General features: G+C 68.9%; 16 protein-coding genes. 3 read left to right on the top strand and 13 right to left on the bottom strand.

Translation table 11 applies throughout. The features are described from left to right. Window positions 1–176: 176 nt before the first annotated feature. From QMO76_RS12915 to QMO76_RS12905, 3 genes are all read right to left on the bottom strand, one after another. Window positions 177–965 (bottom strand): ABC transporter permease, encoded by a 789-nt coding sequence (locus QMO76_RS12915; RefSeq protein ID WP_306361481.1) that lies wholly within the window; start codon window positions 963–965, stop codon window positions 177–179. Further along, window positions 965–1,699 carry an ABC transporter ATP-binding protein gene (locus tag QMO76_RS12910; protein ID WP_306361480.1) on the bottom strand — a complete coding sequence of 245 codons (735 nt, stop codon included), beginning with the start codon at window positions 1,697–1,699 and terminating at the stop codon, window positions 965–967. Before QMO76_RS12910 ends, QMO76_RS12915 begins: the two co-directional genes overlap by 1 nt. A gap of 119 nt (window positions 1,700–1,818) precedes the next feature. Next, entirely contained in the window at window positions 1,819–2,301 is a 483-nt protein-coding gene (locus QMO76_RS12905; RefSeq protein WP_306361479.1) for a hypothetical protein, read from the bottom strand. 202 nt (window positions 2,302–2,503) lie between these two features. Between QMO76_RS12905 and QMO76_RS12900 the strand changes: the two genes are divergently transcribed. The 3 genes from QMO76_RS12900 to QMO76_RS12890 are packed head-to-tail and all read left to right on the top strand — an operon-like array spanning window position 2,504 to window position 5,135. After that, window positions 2,504–3,463 carry an ATP-binding cassette domain-containing protein gene (locus QMO76_RS12900; protein ID WP_306361478.1) on the top strand — a complete coding sequence of 320 codons (960 nt, stop codon included), beginning with the start codon at window positions 2,504–2,506 and terminating at the stop codon, window positions 3,461–3,463. Continuing rightward, window positions 3,463–4,281 carry an ABC transporter permease gene (locus QMO76_RS12895; RefSeq protein ID WP_306361477.1) on the top strand — a complete coding sequence of 273 codons (819 nt, stop codon included), beginning with the start codon at window positions 3,463–3,465 and terminating at the stop codon, window positions 4,279–4,281. The genes QMO76_RS12900 and QMO76_RS12895 overlap by 1 nt, the downstream gene beginning before the upstream one ends. Then, window positions 4,278–5,135 (top strand): ABC transporter permease, encoded by an 858-nt coding sequence (locus QMO76_RS12890; RefSeq protein WP_306361476.1) that lies wholly within the window; start codon window positions 4,278–4,280, stop codon window positions 5,133–5,135. The genes QMO76_RS12895 and QMO76_RS12890 overlap by 4 nt, the downstream gene beginning before the upstream one ends. An 81-nt stretch (window positions 5,136–5,216) precedes the next feature. Here QMO76_RS12890 and QMO76_RS12885 read toward each other — a convergent pair whose 3' ends face one another. The 10 genes from QMO76_RS12885 to QMO76_RS12840 form a co-directional block, all read right to left on the bottom strand. Beyond that, the gene (locus QMO76_RS12885) at window positions 5,217–6,851 is read right to left on the bottom strand and encodes a long-chain-fatty-acid--CoA ligase (RefSeq protein WP_306361475.1); all 1,635 of its coding nucleotides are present in this window, start codon (window positions 6,849–6,851) and stop codon (window positions 5,217–5,219) included. Window positions 6,852–6,873: 22 nt separating this feature from the next. Next, on the bottom strand, window positions 6,874–8,142 hold the full coding sequence (locus QMO76_RS12880; RefSeq protein ID WP_306361474.1) for a wax ester/triacylglycerol synthase domain-containing protein: 1,269 nt from the start codon (window positions 8,140–8,142) through the stop codon (window positions 6,874–6,876). Then, window positions 8,139–9,302: an acyl-CoA dehydrogenase family protein gene (locus QMO76_RS12875; RefSeq protein WP_306361473.1), complete on the bottom strand. Its 1,164-nt coding sequence runs from the start codon at window positions 9,300–9,302 to the stop codon at window positions 8,139–8,141. The genes QMO76_RS12880 and QMO76_RS12875 overlap by 4 nt, the downstream gene beginning before the upstream one ends. Further along, the gene (locus tag QMO76_RS12870; RefSeq protein ID WP_306361472.1) at window positions 9,299–9,541 is read right to left on the bottom strand and encodes an acyl carrier protein; all 243 of its coding nucleotides are present in this window, start codon (window positions 9,539–9,541) and stop codon (window positions 9,299–9,301) included. The genes QMO76_RS12875 and QMO76_RS12870 overlap by 4 nt, the downstream gene beginning before the upstream one ends. Before the next feature lie 51 nt (window positions 9,542–9,592). Further along, window positions 9,593–10,954, bottom strand: a complete 1,362-nt coding sequence (locus QMO76_RS12865; protein ID WP_306361471.1) for a lysine N(6)-hydroxylase/L-ornithine N(5)-oxygenase family protein — start codon at window positions 10,952–10,954, stop codon at window positions 9,593–9,595. After that, entirely contained in the window at window positions 10,947–12,488 is a 1,542-nt protein-coding gene (locus QMO76_RS12860) for an aminotransferase class V-fold PLP-dependent enzyme (RefSeq protein ID WP_306361470.1), read from the bottom strand. Before QMO76_RS12860 ends, QMO76_RS12865 begins: the two co-directional genes overlap by 8 nt. 89 nt (window positions 12,489–12,577) lie before the next feature. Continuing rightward, complete coding sequence (locus QMO76_RS12855) at window positions 12,578–14,020, bottom strand: condensation domain-containing protein (protein ID WP_306361469.1); 1,443 nt, start codon at window positions 14,018–14,020, stop codon at window positions 12,578–12,580. Further along, on the bottom strand, window positions 14,017–16,371 hold the full coding sequence (locus tag QMO76_RS12850) for a penicillin acylase family protein (RefSeq protein WP_306361468.1): 2,355 nt from the start codon (window positions 16,369–16,371) through the stop codon (window positions 14,017–14,019). The genes QMO76_RS12855 and QMO76_RS12850 overlap by 4 nt, the downstream gene beginning before the upstream one ends. After that, window positions 16,368–18,188, bottom strand: coding sequence for an IucA/IucC family siderophore biosynthesis protein (locus QMO76_RS12845; RefSeq protein WP_306361467.1), 1,821 nt, complete (start codon window positions 18,186–18,188; stop codon window positions 16,368–16,370). Before QMO76_RS12845 ends, QMO76_RS12850 begins: the two co-directional genes overlap by 4 nt. A gap of 12 nt (window positions 18,189–18,200) precedes the next feature. Continuing rightward, window positions 18,201–18,800 carry a GNAT family N-acetyltransferase gene (locus QMO76_RS12840; RefSeq protein WP_306361466.1) on the bottom strand — a complete coding sequence of 200 codons (600 nt, stop codon included), beginning with the start codon at window positions 18,798–18,800 and terminating at the stop codon, window positions 18,201–18,203. Between the last annotated feature and the right edge of the window lie 368 nt (window positions 18,801–19,168).

Below are 19,168 nucleotides of genomic sequence, written 5' to 3'. Positions count from 1 at the left end.
ACGTCCGCGAAGGACCGAAGCCCACGAAGGACCGAAGGCCGCGAAGGACCGAAGCCCACGAAGGACCGAAGGCCACGAAGGACCGAAGGCCGCCCGGCGGGAACCCGAAGGTTCCGGCCGGGCGGCCTGTTCGTATGCGGTTCGTGCTCGCGGGGTACGGCGGCGAATTACTCGCTCTACTCGCTTCGGGTATCGACCATGGACAGCCGCACGGTGCCCACCACGAAGATCACCACGCACAGTGCCGCGAAGTAGACCAGCGAGCCGTTCTGCCCACCGAAGTAGCTCTCGATGGTCGCCAGCTGACCCACGCCGAGTTCACCGTTCTTGAACGGCGACAGCCGTTGCAGCAGCAGCCCGAGATCGCCCGGAATGAAGGTGACGAACACCTCGATGCCGAATTTCCACAGCAGCACGATCATGACGACCAGGCCGGGCTTGGGCACCAGCGCCGAGAGTCCCAGCCCCAGCGCGCAGATGAGCAGGGCGAAGATCGGCACCGCGATGAGCAGGCGCACGCCGTCGGCGGAGAAAGCGTCGACCTCACCCCAGATCTCGGGAAATACGCGCGGGAATCCGGCGAGTAGCGCGAAGGTGGTGAGCCCGGCGGTGACGGCGGAGATCGCGCCGAACACGATCAGCTTGGCCACCGGCAGGATCCAGCGCCGCGGCTGGATCGCGAAGGCCGTCTCGGCGGTGCGGTCCTTGAATTCCGCGCTGAGCGAGGACACTCCGGCCGACATGAGGATGAAGGTGGAGAAGATGAGGATCCAGTAGGCGGCGTTGTCGGTGTCCATGCCGCCCGCGCCCCGGAACGCGTTGGACTGGGTGGCCTTGGCGATGCCGAAGTTGATCGCGACCGGGATCAGCACGGCCAGCGGCACCACCGAGTACCACACCGAGCTGCGCCACGACAGTTTCGCCATTTCCGCGCGGACGGCCCGGACCAGGTAGGCGATCGACATCAGCGCGCACCTCCGGCCGCGTATTCCACACTGCCGCTGGTGATGTCGATGTAGGCCGACTCCAGCCGCCGGGGTTCGGTTCCCTTCGCCACCAGTTCTTCCTTGGTCGTGTCGGACAGCACCGCGCCCTTGCCCATGATGACGATCCGGGTACCCGTGATCTCCACCTCGGTGAGATTGTGCGAGGCCACCAGCAGGCACTTGCCCTCCGCCGCCAGACCGACGACCAGCTCGCGCAACCACAGGATGCCCTCGACGTCCAGCCCGTTGGCGGGTTCGTCCAGCACGACGGTCTTCGGATCACCCAGCAGCGCCGAGGCGATGCCCAGCCGCTGCAACATGCCGTAGGAGAACTTGCCGACCGGCCGCCCGGCCACCCGCTCGAGCCCGACCCGCTCCAGTGCCGCGCCGACCGTCGAGGTGGGCAGACCGCCCAGCCGCGCCTGCCACCGCAGGTGCTGGGTGGCGGTGTGCTGCGGATTGCGGGCGAACGCGCCGAGGCTGAACCCGATCTCGCGCAGGGTGTTCGGGAAGTCGTGCAGGGTCTTGCCATTGATGGTGATCGACCCCGAATTCGGCCGCGCCAGCCCGGCGATCATGCGCATGACCGTGGTCTTGCCCGCGCCGTTGGGCCCGAGCAGATAGGTGATGGCCCCCGGTTCGGCCTCGAAGCTGACGTCGTCCACGGCGACGGTGTCGCCGAAGCGCTTGGACACACCGCGAACGCTGATCATAGGGCAGTCCTGACTAGCTGTTTCACAATCGGATTCGTTCCTCTCCGGTGCCGACACGACAACGCGACCCCCGGATCGCGTGGACGCAATCAGGGGGTCGCGCCGGTGTCAGCGGTGGCTCAGTAGCCGAAGTCCGGGTTGCCGGCGCACTGCATCGACTGGCAGATGCTCTTCCAGTCGAACTTCCACAGGCCGCCCTCGCGGATGTAGTGGTAGGTGGTGCTGGTGGCCGGGAAGCCCGCCATCAGGCCCTCGACCTGGACCGACATCGTGTTGCCGGCGACGTTCACCGGGCCGAGCGCGCGGCCCTGGATGGAGAAGAAGTCCATGGTGGCGCTGTTGCTCATGACGCGCTCGAGCGCGCCGCGGGCGCTGGGGCCGTTGTAGCTCACCTCCACCTTGGCGTCCATGCCGATGTTCGGGTTCCAGAACGCGGCGAACTGCTTCTCGATCTGGTGCAGGCTCGGCACGTCGGCGCGGACGTAGAGGTCGGAGACCTGCGAATCGCGGATGGACACATCGGCGGACGCGGGCTGCGCGAAGCCCAGGCCGAGGATGGCGGCGAAGACGGCGATGGCGACGACTTTGATGAACTTTGGCATGACAGCCCTTCTCGAACAGCGTGCGAAACGTGCAGCGAGAGCACACGCTAGCCAGGCAAATTAGGCAAGTCAATCCTAAGTCGAGTATGGCCGCCGAAGTGTGAGGTCTCCCAAAGTGATTGGTGCGGAGCGAGGCAGGTCACACCTACACTCGCGGTAAGTTAGTCTAGCCTTGCCTAATAAAAGTACGGAAGGATGCAAGGTGTCGACCGAACCCGCCATACAGGTCGCCGATCTGGTCAAGACATACGGCGAGGTCTCGGCGTTGCAGGGGATATCTTTCGAGGTGGCGCCCGGTGAGGTGCTCGGCCTGCTCGGCCCCAACGGCAGCGGCAAGACCACGACCGTCACACTGCTGTCCACGCTCCAGCGGCCGACCTCGGGACGAGCCCGCATCTGCGGGCACGACGTGGTCGCCGACGCGGCGCGGGTGCGCGAATTGATCTCGCTCACCGGGCAGTACGCCGCCTTGGACGCCGGACTCACCACCGTGGAGAACCTGGCCGTCTTCGGCAAGCTCACCGGCCTGCGCGGGGCCGGGCTGAAGGTCCGGATCGACGAACTGGTCGAGCAGTTCGATCTGGCGGCGGTGCGTGATCGCCGGGTGGGTGCGCTCTCGGGCGGCATGCAGCGGCGCGTGGACATCGCCAGCGCGCTGGTCACCCGCCCGGAGGTGCTGTTCCTGGACGAACCGACCACGGGCCTGGACCCGCGCAGCCGCGCCGCGGTGTGGGAGACCGTCGCCGGACTGCGGGGCGAGGGCATCACCGTGCTGCTCACCACGCAGTATCTGGAGGAGGCCGACCGGCTCGCCGATCACATCGTCATGCTCAACCGCGGCTCGGTGGTCGCCGCCGGTACGCCCGGCCAGCTGAAACAGCAAGTCGGAGCGGCCGTCTGCGAGGTCACCCTGATCGAGCGCGACGACACCGCGCGGGTGCTGTCCCTGCTCGACGGATTCGAACTGGTCGAGGCCCCCGCGGACGGGAGCGCCGCCGCGAGTACCGTCCATCCGCGCCTGGTGGTCCGCGCCCCGGAGGGCATGGACACCGTGTCCGAGGTGATCGCGCGGCTGCGCGGCGAACGCATCGACGTGGTGGACATCGGGCTGCGGCAGCCGTCGCTGGACGAGGTGTTCCTGCAACTCACGGAGCAGCACTGATGGCATCGACCACCCTCGCTCCCGTATCCGTCACCCCGGCGCGCGGCGGCGTCGCCCGCGCCTCGGTGCGACTGGGCGCGGCCACCGCCACCCTGGCCCGGCAGAAGATCGTGGCCGCGCTCCGTTCCGGCGACGCGATCTTCGCCGTGTTCGGGCCGGTCGTCTTCTTCGTCTGCTTCTACGTGCCGCTGCACCGGCAGTTCGAACTGGGCGGCGGCGACTACGCGCAGTTCCTCACCCCGATCATTCTGTTGCAGGCCGGACTGTTCACCGCCATCACCGCCACCGAGACCGCCGGGCACGACGCGCGGGCCGGGGTGCACGAACGCATGATGTCGCTGCCCATCCCGCGCGTCACGCCGTTCCTGGGCCGGATGGCCTGGGTGGTGGTGCGCATGCTGCTGGCCCTGGTGGGCGGTCTCGGCATCGGCTACTCGCTGGGCTTCCGGTTCCACGGGTCCGCCTGGCACACACTGGCTTTCCTGGCGCTGGTGGTGGTCTTCGGGCTGGCGCTGAGCATGCTCACCGACGCGGTCGGCACGGTCGCGCGCAATTCGGTGTCCATCGCCAGCATCCTCATGATCCCGCAGTTGATCCTGGTGATGGCGTCCACGGGACTCGTTCCGGCGGAAGGGTTTCCGGACTGGGCGCAGCCGTTCGTCCGCAATCAGCCGATGTCGGTGTTCACCGATGCGCTGCGCACGCTGGCGACCGGGACCGGAATCGACCTGACGGCCGCTCTCGTCTGGGCGGCGGCGCTGCTCACCGCGGGCGGCATCGCGATCGTCGCGGCGGGGCGGACGCAGGTGAGCCGATGAATCAGGAAGCCATGACCTCAACCGAATCCAGTGCCACCGCAATCGATTCCACCGACGCATCCACTACATGGCCACCGCGCCGAGCTGTTCCGCTGCTGCGGCAATCGCTCGTGCACGCGGGCGCGCTGCTGCGCTCCTGGTCGCGCGATCCAGGCATCGTGGTGCAGTCGTTGGTCTTTCCCGCCTTCATGCTGCTGATGTTCCAGCTGGTGCTCGGCAAGACGGTGACCGCCATGGGCGGCGGCGACAGCGTGTACGGCAATACCGGTCTGGTGGCGCTGGTGGGTGCGCTGTTCGGCACCCTCGCCACGGCGATCAGCCTGATCCGAGAACGTGATACCGGGCTGTTGGCGCGCACCTGGACGCTGCCGGTGCCGCGCGCGGGCTTCATCGCCGGGCGGCTGCTCGCCGAGGCGCTGCGCACCGGCATCGCGACCGTGGTGCTGTTCGCCGTGGCGGTGCCGCTGGGGTTCCGCTTCGAGCACGGGATCGCCGCCGCCGTCGGCGCGGTGGTGGTGCCCATGGTGTTCGCGGTCGGCATCGCGGTGCCGGTGATCGCCATGGCCACGGTGGCCTCGGGTCGGCAGGCCGTGCAGCAGCTGGGCGGGCTGTTCCTGCTGCTGCTGTTCTTCAATGGCGGCTTCGCGCCGGTCTCCGAATATCCGGGCTGGTTGCAGCCGGTGGTGCGGCACCAGCCGATGACACCGGCGGTGGATGCCATTCGCGGCCTGACCGAGAGCGGCGCGGTGGCGAAACCGCTCGTCCTCACGGTGGTGTGGACCCTCGGCCTGATCGTCGTCTTCGGTCCGCTGGCGGCGCGGGGTTACCGCCACGCCGCCGAGCAGCGCCGCTGACCCGTACGCCGAGAGCGGGGCCGGATCGGAATTCCGATCCGGCCCCGCTCTCGTTGTTGGCCTGCGACGCCTGTCGTGACCTCAGGCCGGGATCAGGCTGGTCGCCAGCGAGCGGCGCAGCTTGCCCGACGGGGTCTTCGGCAGCGCCCCCTTCGTCACGATGGTGACCACGGCGGGCGCGATGCCGACATCGTCGTACACCGCGCGCGCCACCTCCTTGCGAATCCGTTCGGCCTCATCGGCGTCGGCGGCCGCATCGGATTCGGCGATGACCGCGATGCCCTCGCGGGCCATGGACGGCAGTCGCACCGCCACGGCCGCCACGCCGCCCGGACGCACGCCGGAGACGACACCCGCGGCCCGCTCCACCACGGTCGGCGAGATATTGCGGCCCGCCACGATGATGACGTCCTTCTTGCGTCCGGTGACCACGATCTCGCCGCTCTCGGTGACATAGCCGAGGTCGCCGGTGGACAGCCAGCCCTCGGCGTCCACCGCCGAGGAGTACCCGTCCGGTCCCAGGTAGCGCGTGGTCACCGCGTCACCGCGCACCAGAATGCTGCCGATGCGGTCGGCGGGCAGGACGGTGCCGCTCTCGTCGACCACGCGCAGCTCGATACCCGGCACGGGTGCGCCCAGCTTGGCCAGAGACCGTGTCCGCTGGACCTGCTCGCGCTGCACGACCCCGTCGCGCTCGGCCACCTCGCCGTCGATGACATCCACCGAGAACATCTCGGTCACCGGGGCGAACGACACCGCCAGGGTGGTCTCGGCCATGCCGTAGGCGGGCATGACGGCCTCCGGCCGCAGGCCGAAACGCGACGCCTCCGTGACGAATTCGTCGAGTGTGCTCTCGTCGATGACCTCCGCGCCGTTCACCGCGACCCGCAGGGTGGACAGGTCGTACGCGCCCTCGGGGGCGCGCTTGAGCCGCCGGGCGAGCAGCGAGTACGCGAAATTCGGTGCGGCGGTGTAGGTGCCGTTGAACCGGGTGATGTACTCGGCCCACTTCAGCGGGCTCTTCAGGAACGCCAGCGGGGTGGTGATGACCGCGGTCGCCTGCGCGAGCATGGGCGTCAGCATCATGCCCACCATGCCCATGTCGTGGTAGAGCGGCAGCCAGCTGACCACCACGTCCTCGGGCCGGAACCCGGCGGCCGCCACCATGGCGTGCTGGTTCTGCCGGACATTGCCGTGCGAGATGGCGACGGCCTTCGGGACACCGGTGGTGCCGGAGGTCAGCTGGAGAATGGCGATATCGTCCTCGGCGGCGGGCACCGGCTCCACCTCGGTGGCGGCCGCCAGGTCCTCGACCGAGACGATCGGCGCGCCCAGATCCAGGTCGCGCACGGCCGCGGCGAACGGCTCGCCGACCGCGATCACCGCCGCACCCAGCATGGCCACCACGGCGCGGGTGTCGGCCACCCAGGTTTCCAGATTGGTGCGGGGCGTCGGCTGATGCAGCATGGTGAACGCCGCGCCGCGCATCCAGCTCGCCTGCACCAGCGCAGCCACGTCGGCGGGTTCACCGGCGAGGATGGCGACCGATCCGCCGTGCTCGACGCCCGCCCCCGCCAGACCGCCCGCGATCCGGCGGGCGCGGGAGCGCACCCGCTCCCAGCTGTGGAAGGCCAATTCCGTTGTGTCGCTTCCACTCCACAGTCCGGTGGTAGTGGACGCGGGCTGCTCGAACAGCAGCTCGGTGACGTTGCTCATTGTTCTCCGGTCTCTTCCCGGCTCATGCCGACGGTGCTGCCTCGCGCAGCACGCGGTCGAAGTTCTCTGCGAAGGTCGCGGCGTACCCCGCCGGAAGGGCGGCCGGATCGGTGACGACGCCGAACGACGTGCGATTCCCCAGAATCAGGGAGGTCACCGAGAACGAGTAACCGGCCAGCGGCGACAGCGGCGTCAGTTCGGCGATGCGGTTGCCGAGCACCGCGCGGATCCGGGAGAAACCGGGATTGATGCCGATGTGGATGTCCGGGCTCATATGCGCCATGGCCGCGTGGGCGATGACCCGCTGCACCGGCCAGGGCAGCGCCGGACCGCCGTCGGGGGCGGCCGAGGTCAGCTCCGGACGCCGCCGCTCGATGGTCGCCAATTCGCCGCGGCAGCGCTCGATCTGGCGACCCAGATCGGATTCGTCGCCGAGCAGGTTCAGCGGCGTGACGATGACCGCGTTGCCGGTGTGCCGGAATTCCGGATCGTTGGTCACCGGCAGCGTCACCCGCAGCGTGTGCGCCCGGGTGCCGGGCGGGTGCGCGCTGAGGGTGCGGCCGATGGCGGCGAGCACGAACTCGTGCACCGTCGCGTCGTGCTTCTTGGCGGCGCGGCGCAGCTCCCGGGTGGAGATCCCGGTCGTCGCGACCTCGCGGCGGCCGGACTTGGTCAGCTTGGGCCAGCCGCGGCCCGTGCGTCCGGCGGCCCACTGGTCGTTGAAGGCGGCCTTGGACTCCTTCAGCACCTCCGGCTCGACGGGCGGGGTGCGGAAGCGCGGGCTGGTGGCGAAACGCTCGAATTCCGACAGCTCTTCGGTGGTGCCGTCGGCCAGCAGCGCGGCGAAGGCGGCCCCCGCGATGCCGTCGGACAGCGCGTGGTGCACCCGCAGCAGGATGCGCTGCGCACCGTCACCGCGCGGCGTCAGCAGCGTGATGTGCCACAGCGGATCCGGGCGGGGCAGCGGCGTCTCCATCAGGGTGGCCAGCTGCCGTCGCAGGTCGGCCTGATCGGCGAACTCGCCGCCGGTGATGTGCCGCCCGAGGTCCGGCTCGTCGGTCAGCACCACTCGCGGTGCGCGCCAACGGCCTTCGGCGATGCCGACCCGGAAGATGTCGAACAGGCCGATGCGCTCGGCCACCCGGGCCCGGATGGCGTCGAGGGTGAGCCGCTGCGCGTCCGCCTCCAGTTCGAGGAGCATCGCCCAGTGCATGGGGCGGCCCTTCATGTCCAGGTGCAGATAGGTGTAATCGGGCGGGGTCAGTTCGATGGGGGCGCTGGGATCGGTCATGGCTGTTCCACCTGGTTCTCGAACATCTTCCGGTACCGCGCGGTATCGGGCTTCATGGCCGCGGCCACCAGCTCCCACAGGATTTCGTCGGTGCCGCCGCCGACCCGCGCCAGTTTCATATCCCGCCACCAGCGGCCGATCGGCAGCCCGGTCTCCAGATAGCCGATGCCGCCGAAGATGTGCAGGCACTGCGACGCCACTTCCTCACCGAGGTTGGCGGCGGTGGCCTTGAGCGCGGCGGCGGTGCGCAGGTTGATCTTCCCCTCGGCGGCGACCCCGGCCAGGGCGTAGCGCAGCATGTCGACCCGCGATTGCAGATCGGCCAGCCGCAGCCGCAGCGCCTGATGGTCGTAGAGGCGCTTGCCGAACTGGGTGCGGTCCATCATGCGGGCCAGCGTGACGCCGAGCATGACCTCGCAGGCTCCGGCGATCTGTCCGGCCACCGAGAAGCGCTCGTGGGCCAGCCCCCAGCTGATCATGGCCAGACCGGTGCCCGGTCGCCCGATCAGCGCCTCCGCCGGCACCCAGGTGTCGATGCTGACCGCGGCGGTGTCCAGCGGTCCAGCACCGAGCTTTTCGTAGGGTGTGGCGATCTCGACCTGCGCGGTGGGCACGATGGCCAGCGCCACATTGCCGTGCTCGGCCGAGGAGCCGTCCCCGGCGCTGCGGCACACGACCATGATCTGATCGGCGATGGGCGAGAGCGAGACGAACTTCTTGTGCCCCACCACCCGATAGCCGTCGCCCTCGGGCTCGATCATGGTGCGGGCGATCTGGAGATCGGAGCCGCCGGATTCCTCCGACGCCGCGACGCACAGCACCGCCTGGGTCTCGATGGCCCGATCGGCCAGCTCACGCTGGAAGTCGTTGCGCCCGAACCGCCGCAGGATGGAGATGGCCGAATCGTGCAGGCTCACACCGACTCCGATGCCCGCCGAGTTCAGCGCGCCCAGGCGCTGGGCCAGGGCGAAGTGCTTGCCGAGGTCGGTGAGCTTGCGGTCTTCCCATTTGCGGGCGAAGACGCCCTCCTTGCCGAGCTGCTCGAGCAGCGCCCGGGGGAACTTCTTGTCCTGCTCGGCGGCTTCGGTCCAGGCGATCACCCGGTCGTCGAAGACGCGGTCGAGCAGTTCTTCGTAGGTTTCCGTGGTCGTCACGGTCACGAACCGACCTTGGAGCGGATGAGGTCTTCCAGATCGCCGACCGACGCGGCTTCGGACATCTCCCGCTCGGACAGCTTCACGCCGAGCCGCTCCTCGATGGCGACCACGCCGATGGCGAAGGCCACCGAGTCGACGCCGAGATCCTCGATCAGCAGCGACGACCGGGTGACATCGGTCAGGGACAGATCGAGGTCTTCTTCGAGAATGCTGTTCAGCGCGTCGCTGATGTGGTCGGACATATCGAACTCCTTTGGAACATAAGAGAATTGGTAACCGGGGCGGGAGCGGTGCTACTCGAGCACTTCCTCGTCGCCCACCCCGAAGCTGGTGAACGCGGTGTTGCGCTGGAGCCGGTAGACCTCGCGGCCGAGTACGGAGTTGAGGATCTTGGCATTGCGCATCGCGCCGATGTCCAGGTTCGGCGCGGAGACGCCCACCGCGTGCGCCTCGGCATTGGCCACGAACACCCGTCCGGCCAGCGCGGCGTCGGCGGCCACCGCGTGATTGCCCTCGACGACCAAGCGGCCCTTGGTGTCCCGGTGCAGCCGGTCCGCGATCGGGTCCAGGAACGCCTGCGCGCGGGGCTGGTAGCCGGTGGCCGCCACGACCATATCGGCGGTGTGCGCCAGCAGCGATCCGGTGTCGCGGTGGCGGCCGCGAATGCGCAGCCGTCCGTCGTCGAGGGTGTCGATGCCCTCCACCGTGACGCCGTTGCGCAGCCGCACCGGTTGCAGCTTCTCCTTGAGTTCGCGGCGGTAGAGCAGATCGTGCAGCCGGTCCAGGGTGTCGGTGGAGATGCCCTTGTGGAACTGCCAGTGCCCGGCGCGCACCCGGTCGCGAGTCTCCTCGGGCAGCCCGTGGAAGTACTCCATATAGGCGGGCGTGGTCATCTCCAGCGACAGCTTGGTGAAGTCCAGCGGCGCGAACCACGGTGTGCGCGTCCACCATTGCACCGCCGGGCCGCCGTCGAGGTTGGCCTCGAGCAGGTCGACCACGATCTCCGCGCCGGACTGGCCGGACCCGATCACCGTCACCGCGCCCGCGGCGTGCGCGTCGTCGCGGTGGTGCAGGTAGTCGGCGCTGTGGACGAGCCTGGGGGAGGCGGTGGCGAGCGCCGCCGGGATGGCGGGCTCGGTGCCCACGCCCACCACGATGTGACCGGCGTGGATAGTGGCGGCGGTGCCGCCGGAGGTCATGGCGGCGGTGCCGCCGGAGGTCATGGCGGCGGTGCCGCCGGAGGTCACCGACACCTCGAAGCGGTCGTGCTCGTCGTCCCAGCGCACGGCGTCGACGGTGGTGGAGAACCGCAGCGACGACAGCCGCCGCACCGCCCACAGCAGGTACGCCTCGTATTCGCGGCGGGTGGGGAAGAAGTCCTCGCGCACCAGGAACGGGTACAGCCGGTCGACATCGGCGAGATAGGCCAGGAACGACATGGGGTGGGTCGGGTCCACCAGTGAGACCAGATCCGACAGGAAGCTGACCTGGAGCTTGGCTTCCTCGAACATCATGCCGGGATGCCAGTGGAACTCCTCGACGGAGTCGACCACCAGCACCTCGACATCGTCGACCGTGGAGGCCATGGCCGCCAGACCGATATTGAACGGGCCCGCCCCGATGGCGAGGATGTCGACCGACTCGATTTCACTCATGGACCTTCACCATTTCGTCGTGTCCGCTGCGCAAGCCCTCGGACTCCACTTCCAATCCCACCCGCAGCAGTTCGTCGAACAGGTCGTCGATGTCGCGCGCGCTGGTCTCCGGGTTCAGCAGGGTGAGCTTCACGCAGGTGCGGGGCTCGCCCTCGCCGCCGACCCGCACCTGGGTGCGGCCGATGAGCGCCTTGCCGGAGCTGATCAGGCGGCGGCGCAGTTCGCCGTTCACCTGGTCGAGGTCCAGATCCTCACAGCGGTAACGGAAGACGACCGTGGTCAGGGTCACCGGCGCGACCAGTTCCAGCAGCGGTTCGGCGGTGATGCGGGTTTCGGCGTAGCGGGCCAGGTCGTGGCAGGCGTCGAGCATCCGTCCCAGGCCGTTGCGGCCGTAGGCGAGGAAGGTCGCCGCCACCTTGAGCACATCGGGACGCCGGGTGGTCTGCAATGTCTGGCCGAGCAGGCCGCCGTATCCGGCCTCCACGTCGTCGTCGGGGTTGAGGTAGGCCACCGAGCGGTTCAGCGACGCGAACCGGCGCTGGTCCGCGAGCAGCAGCACGCTCGCGGCGGCGGGCTGCCAGCCGACCTTGTGCAGGTCCAGGGTCACCGAGTCGGCGCGCTCGATACCGCACAGCAGCGGAGCCAGCTTGTCGGAGAACAGCGAACCGAAGCCGTACGCGCCGTCCACGTGCATCCACACGCCGTGGCGGGCGGCGATATCGGCGATCTCGGGCAGCGGGTCGATGGAGCCGAAGTCGGTGGTGCCCGCGGTGGCCACGATGGCGACCGGCGTATGGCTCTCGCGCAGTTCGGTGAGGGCGGCCTCCAGGGCCTCCGGAATCATCCGGTGGTCGGCGTCGACCGGGATCGGGATGGTCGCCGCCTCACCCAGACCCAGTGCGGCACAGGCGCGGTGGATGGAGAAGTGCGCCACCTGCGAGCACAGCACCACCGGCCGGGGCAGCGCGCTCACGCCATTGTGGCGAATGTCGATGCCCTGCTGGGCGGCCCCGTAGTCCCGGGCGATCAGCAGCGCCAGCAGATTCGAGTACGACCCGCCCGGACCGAAGACGCCACCGGCGTTCTCGCCGAATCCGGCCAGCTTCGCCAGCGCGCTGATGGTCCACTGCTCGATGCCCAGGGTGGCCGGGCCGGAATCGTAGGTGTCCAGTGAGGCGTTGGTGGCGCTGGCCAGCGCGTCGGCCACCACGGCCACGGTCAGCGGCGGCGGCTGCAGGTGCGCGGCGCACAGCTTGTGGGTGAGATCCAGTCCGTAGCGGGCGATCACGTCGGCCAGCTGCGCGAGCGCGGCAGCCTCGCCCACGCCGTCGTCCGGAACCTGTTCCGTCCCCAGGGAAGCCGTGACGGCGTCCAGCATCTCGGCCGGTTGGCCGGAGGGCAGCGGCGAGCGGTGGTGGCTCTGCTCGACCGCGGCGGCGAGTTGCGCCAGACCGCCGCCGACGGCGGTCCAGCCGTCGCCGGGTGAGGCGAACTTGGATGCTCTCCCCCAGGGGGACTCGAATTCAGGTGACACAGGTAGACCTCGTTACGTCAATGCGGGGGATGATTCGGAATGTCTGGGTGCCGCGGTCGCTGTCGGCGGCGGGCGGGCTCGGCGACCGGCTATCCGGCCTCGGGTTCGCGTACCGCGCCGACCAGCTCGGCCAGTGGGCGGTCCAAGGCTCCGGGGATGCGGGTGACCAGCGCCGTGGCCATGGCCGCCGCCCGATGCGCGCGGGCGGCGTCGACCACCTCCGGTTGGTGATCCACCTCCAGGTGCACGCCGTCGTCGGCACCCAGTTCGAATGCGAGTGTCAGTGGGTAGTTGCCGATCCCGTGGAATACCGATGCGCAGTCGACCCGCGCGCCGTCGGGAATCGGGACGCCGCGCAGCGGGGCATTGCGCACCGAGGCCATGATCTCGGCCACCGGGAAGCGGCCGCCCGCCGCGCGCAGCGCGGTGAGCACGGTGCCGTAGTCGACGCCGGTGAACTCCATGGACCGGTAGACCACCGATACGGCGTCGCGCAGCGCCGCGCGCACGGTGGCGTCCGGCGCGAAGGCGAAGCGCATCGGGACGATATTGCCGCTGTAGCCGACCGTGTCCGGGCTCTCGCCCTGTCGCCGGTTGTCGGCGGGGACGAGCAGCACGTGGTCCGCGGCATCGGTGAGGGCGTACACGGTGACCGCGCAGATCGCGATGAGCAGCGCGTTCGACGTCGCGCCGACCTCGCGGGCGACGCCATCGAGCGCCGCGACGGCCGATCGCTCCAGCGGCCGCTCGAACCGCACGCCCGGACTCTCGTCCATGGGCGACAGCCAGCTCTCGGCCGCGCTGATCGCGGGCAGTTCTCCGGACAGCGGGAAGCGAATCCCCTCGGCGGCCCAGGTGTTCTGGGCGTGGCGCACCGCGCGATCCACTTCGTCGGTGGTGACCGGCGCGTTCGAGCGGTTCGGTCGGTCGGTCTCGGCGGGCCACGCACCGGTGGTCAGCGTGCCCAGCAGCAGCGGCCAGGAGGTGTCGTCCACCGCCAGGTGATGCACGACCAACACCAGCGTGACGCGCTCTCCCGCACCGGCGTAGATCCGTGCGCGCAGCGGTGGCTCCACGGTCAGGTCGAACGGGGTGCGCGTGAGAAGCTTTGCCACGGCGGTGATGTCGGCTTGTCGCCGGGTGTCGTCCCGCTCGGGGACGGTGCCCCATTCCCAGAGCGCGCCCGGTTCGACCCAGCGCCCCTCGACCCGGGTCGGCACGCGGCGCGGGACGCCGTCCTCGGTGGCGACCACCGAGCCGAGTACCCCGGCATTGCGCACCATGGTCTCGAAGGACGCGATCACTCCGTCCAGCGAGTAGCCGCGTTCGAAGTCCAGGATCAGTCCGATGTTGTGGGACACCGAATTCGGATCGAGTTCGTAGATCTTCCACATGCGTCGCTCGGCGGTCCGCAGCGCGCCGTCCGGCAGTTCGGGCGCGGGAGCCGGGGCGGGGGAGCGGTCGGCGGCCACGCCCGCGGCGGCCAGGCGTCGGCGCAGCAGTTCCAATCGCGCGTCGGTCAGTGTCGTCATACTTCTCCCAGCGTCGAATCGGCGGAATGCGGAGCGCTCGGGCGCGGCGATCGGGAGGGCCGGAAACCGTCCGATCCACGGCTGAATTCCTCCCGCTGGCTCGCGGTGTCGCGCAGCACGGCCCAGTCGCTGACGATGTCGGCCAGTTCACCGCGCGCCCACAGCGGCGCTTGGTCCTCGAAGTGCGGCGAGCGCTTGTCCCCGCTGACGCCCAGCGGCACGATCCACCGGCCCGCGTCGCGGTCGGCGAGATCCCACACGTAGCGCGCGGCGGAACCGACGCTGCACGCGTGCGAGAAGCCGACGGCGCTGGCATTGGCGAAGACGCATTCCGCGTCCCCGCCCAGCGGCAGCCGACTCGGCCGGATCCGCGCCGACAGTTCGGGATAGCGCAGGCTCGCGCCGACCAGATCGAATCCGTGGATGGGCGCGAACACGTGCACACTGCCCCAGGACGGAATCTCCTCGGCCGCCTCGAGCCGGGCCGCGACCGCCTCGACGGCTTCCCGGACCAGCCGGTCCACCTCCACTCCGAGCGCAGCGGCCCGGTCCACCACGGCATCCAGCGCCGCCGCGATGCGGGTGCCCAGCACGAACCACGGATCGAAGGTGCGGCCGAAGGGGTGCGGCGCGCCCAGTCCGGCCAGCGCGGCGTCACCGGTGAGTGCGCGCACCAGGTGGGCGCGCACCTCGGCGTAGACGTACGCGTCGGTGCTGTCGGCGTGCATGGTGCGGTCCCAGTCGAGCAGGCGGCGGCGCACCTGCTCGCCGCGCGGGCTCAGCCCGGTGAGCGGGCGCAGCACGCGCTGGATCACATCCGAGGCGTCGACGGTCACATCGCGGTGGATGCGTTCGCAGTCCGCCGCCGAGACGGCCGCGGTCGCCGCGAGCAGCGCGTCGATCCGGTCGGCGCGGAACGGTGCCGCGCATTCCGTGGTGATCGGTTGCAGCGGAGCCGATTTCGCAATGCGCTGATTGGCGATGACCGAGTACTCGGCGACCCGGGCGTCGAAGGTCTCGTCCCGCACCGACGCGCCGGTGTAGCCGCGCCACCGGTAGCGCTCGTCCCAGCCCGGCACCGGCAGCCAGTAGTTCTCGTCCGCGCGTTCGGGCATGGTGCCCACCACGTGGTGGGTCAGGTTGCCGCCGGTATCGGCGATGACGATCCGGTTGACCGGCTCCGACCATTGCCGCAGCGCCCGTTCGACCTCGGGCACCGACGTGGCGAACAGCAGATCCATGGCGGCGTCGAAGGTGGTCTCCGGATCGCACAGCATGGGGGTGCGCAGGCTCAGCGCGAACGGCCGGTCGGGACCGCCGAAGATGACCGGCCCGTTGTCGGTGACGATGATCTCGACCCGCACCGGCTCGCCGCCGCGCACCCGGATCTCCTCGGTGTGCGTCTCGGCCAGCGTCGTGCCGTCGACGGATTCGGCGTACACCGCATCGCCCGAGCGGGTCAGTCTCTCGGCGTAGAGATCCTGGTAGTCGCCCATGGCGTTGGTGATGCCCCAGGCCACCGTGCCGGAGTGGCTGAAGTGCGGCACCCCGGGTACGCCCGCGAAGGCGAAGCCCACCACGTCGAATTCCGGTGCCGCCAAATGGAACTGCTGGTAGATGCCGGGCAGCTCCAGGAACCGGTGCGGATCGCCCGCGATGAGCGGTGCGCCGGTGGCGGTGCGCGCCGCGGCCACACCCCAGGCATTGCTGCCCGAGATGGCGTCGCCGAAGGAGGCTTCTGGGGCCGGACCGGCGGCGGCCGCGTCCGGAAGCCACCGCAGCAGATCGGCGACGAAAGCGCTGTCCGGCGTGGCGGGCACGCGATCGGTGGTGTCGTCGATGCCCTCGCAGTCGAACAGCGCCAGTGCGTCCACGCCCAGCGATCGGCACGCGTGCAGCCGCCAGAGCTTGGTCAGGAACCGGCCGAACAGCACATTGTGGACGATGAACACCGAGATGGGCGTCCACGGCCGCCACGGCGCGGGGGTGTGGTCGAATTCGGTCAGTTCGATGGCGTCGGCGGTGTCCAGGGTGCTGTTGACGCCGTCGGCGAAGGCGGCGACCAGATCCCGGGTGCGCGGTGAGGACGCCTCGAAGATGCGCCGGGCCGCGGCGTCGAGGCGGGCGCGCCGGGCGAATTCGTCCCAGCCCACGCTGTCGGTGCCGAAGACCTCCGCGGTGCGGCCCTCGGCGCGCAACCGCAGGAACTCCAGCTGCCAGGCGCGGTCGGTCCCGCAGGCGTGGCCCTGGCCGAAGAGTGCGCCCGCGGCCGAGGTCGCGGTGATGTGCGGAATGCCCCAGGCATCCCGGATGATTTCCACATCCGGGTTGTTCGTGGGCTCGGTGGTCACGAAACCGCCACCTCCTCCTCCTTGTGTTCCCGATTCGCGGACGGCCGGAATGCGGCGATCGGATTCACGAGTTCGTGCCGATCGTCGACCAGGGTGGAATAGGAATCGCCGAGATTGACCATGCGGCGGTTGTTCGTCAGCTGGAGCCGGTTCATATGGATCGCCTTGAAGGTCGGCGCGAACAGGTCCCAGGCACGGAACCGGTCGGCCAGATCCGGGTGCAGTTCCTGGAATTGGGTCACGCTCTCGGCGACGACGGCCCAGAAGTCCTGGTCCGGCAGCAGTCCGCTGGCATGGAATACGGCGGCGAGATGGCGCAGGAAATCGTCGAACACATCCGAGAGCACGCCCATGTTCCGGATGTCGTCGGTCGCCTCCGCGCGCGCCCGCCGACAGGATTCGGGCAGGTCTGCCGGATCGCCGAAGATGGAGACCTCTTCGCCGATGTCCTTGAGAATGGCCCGCACCGGAATGCCGTTGTCGAGCACCAGGATCAGGTTCTCCCCGTGCGGCGAGAACTTGAGCTCGTACTTGTAGAGCAGATAGACGATCGGATGCAGGTAGGAGCGCAGATAGCGGTGCAGCCAGTCCCGCACCGGAATGCCCGACTCGCGTACCACGGCCGCCGCGAACGGGTTCCCGTCATGGTCGACGTGCAGCAGCGCGGCCATGGTGGCGAGCTGTTCCCCGTCGCGCACCAGCGGAATCGGGCTCTCCCGCCACAGCGCCGACAGCAGTTTGCGGTATTCCGAGCCGGGCTGGGTGATGGCCGTGTAGCTCGGGCTGCGGTAGCCGATGGCCGCGACCTCGTAGAGCATCTCGAAATCCAGCGATTTCAAGTACTCGTCGTCGGCGACCAGCCCGCGCACCCAGTCGTTGATCGGCGGGGTGTTGCGCATGTAGTCCGCCGACATACCGCGCGTGAAGCCCATATTGACAATGGAGAGCGCGAGTTTGACGTAGTGCTGCGTCGGCTGCGTGGTGTTGAACAGCGTGCGGATGGACTGCTGCGGCTGGTACAGATCCGGCCCTTCGCCCAGCTCCACAATGCGCTCCTCGGCGATGTCGACGGCGTAGACGCGCGCGACCTTCTCGATCCACTGCCACGGGTGCACCGGCATGTAGTAATAGACGGCGGGGTCGAGTCCCCGCTCGGTGAGGACGCCGTCGAAGCGCGCGAGGGTCTCCGCGCCCAATTCGTCGCGGACCAGGTCGGCGTAGTCGACACCCGCCACCGCCGCGAATTCGCAGTTCTCGCGGCGCACGGCCACCCAGATCAGCGGGAACCGCTGCCCAGACTCCGGGGCATAGCGCTCGACATCGGCCGCGCTGAATCCGAGCCGACCGGCATTCGCCACGATGCACGGATGGCCCTCGGTCATCGTGCGCTCGACGGTCTGGAAATCGGCCCGCACCAGCTCCGCCACCGGAATACGCCGCGAGTCACGCCGATTCGTGCTGATCAGCAGGGTATTGGTGAACTCCTCGAGATATTCCGGCAGTGCGTCGGCGGGAATGCCGAGCGATGCGCTGAGATCGATGACGAGCTGGATCGCGTCGATGCGCGATTCCGCACCCTCGTGTACCCGGCGCAGTGAGTTCTCGTCGATGTTCCAGCTGTCCAGCGACAGGATCTCGGCACGGAAGAAGTATTCCGTCCGCCCGTCGTCGGAGTGGACCACGAAGACTCCGGGCGACAATTCGACCGGATGCACGAAACGCTCGTGACAAAACTCGGAGAGTATCTTCTTCGCGATTCTGGTTTCGTACGTCTGCCAGTGCGTGGATCGGCCGGCGGGGAACACGGTGCTGTTCAAAACGCTACTTTCTCAGGGGTTCTCGAGCTGATCGGTCGCCAGACAGCGCCCGCTGTCGGTCACTCGCAGGAAGTCGGCGCGCGTGCAATAGCTCAGCCGTGCGATCTTGTCGGCGACGGGGAAGTCGCCGACGACGCGGAACCCGACGGCGGCATTGAGCCGCTGCACATCCAGATTGCGGTGATCCGGCTCGACCACGACCCGCTCGGCCTCGCAGTCGAAGAACGCGGTGCGCATGATGTGCAGCATCACGTTCCCGGTGAATCCGGCCAGTCGCCGCTCACTGCTGGAGACCAGCAGGTGCATCCCGATATCGCCGGGTTCGTGCGCGTATCCGGTACCCGGCTTGGCGAGATCGCTGGTCATCGGGTTGTAGAGCTCGAAGAGGAACTGCGGCTCGCTATCGAGGTATCCCATTCGCATACCGAATCGGGGATCGGGATCCGCCTCGGCGTCCCGGATCAGCTGCTCCACATCGGCCAGGCTGGTGTTCAGCATCCCCCAGTACGCGGACTTGGGATGGTTGAGCCACCGGTGCGCGATCTCGGTATCGCGTTCCACCTCGATCCGCCGCGACGTCAGCTCATAGCTCGATACCGCTGAGCTGGGCATATCGGACCGAGACGCCTTGCCGTCCGCTCGAACTTCGACACCCGAACTCGCCTCGGGACGAGCAACCACCATGAGAACGCCTCTCGCAGATCCACTTTCGCGGGTTAGCGTACCCTAATTAAGTTAGGGTAAGCTAACAAGCCCATCAGGTTCGGCTACCTGCGATGCGAGCGATAGCGGCACGCTGTCGTGGACGAACCCGCCGCCGGTGGCGAAGTCGCCGCCCGACGTGCGCCGCTCTCTCGTTATCGGAGTTTAGCCTCACCTAAATTAGGATAGGCTACTGTAAGGTAGATCTCCTGGCGAGTGGCATCTCGTGACCACTACTCGAGACGGGATCGGCGGCCGGTGATGGTGAGCCGGGGTCC

This window comes from Nocardia sp. CC227C (assembly GCF_030767025.1).
Lineage (GTDB): Bacteria > Actinomycetota > Actinomycetes > Mycobacteriales > Mycobacteriaceae > Nocardia.
Note: the sequence above shows the minus strand (reverse complement) of the source record. Positions and strands in the feature narration are given on the sequence as shown.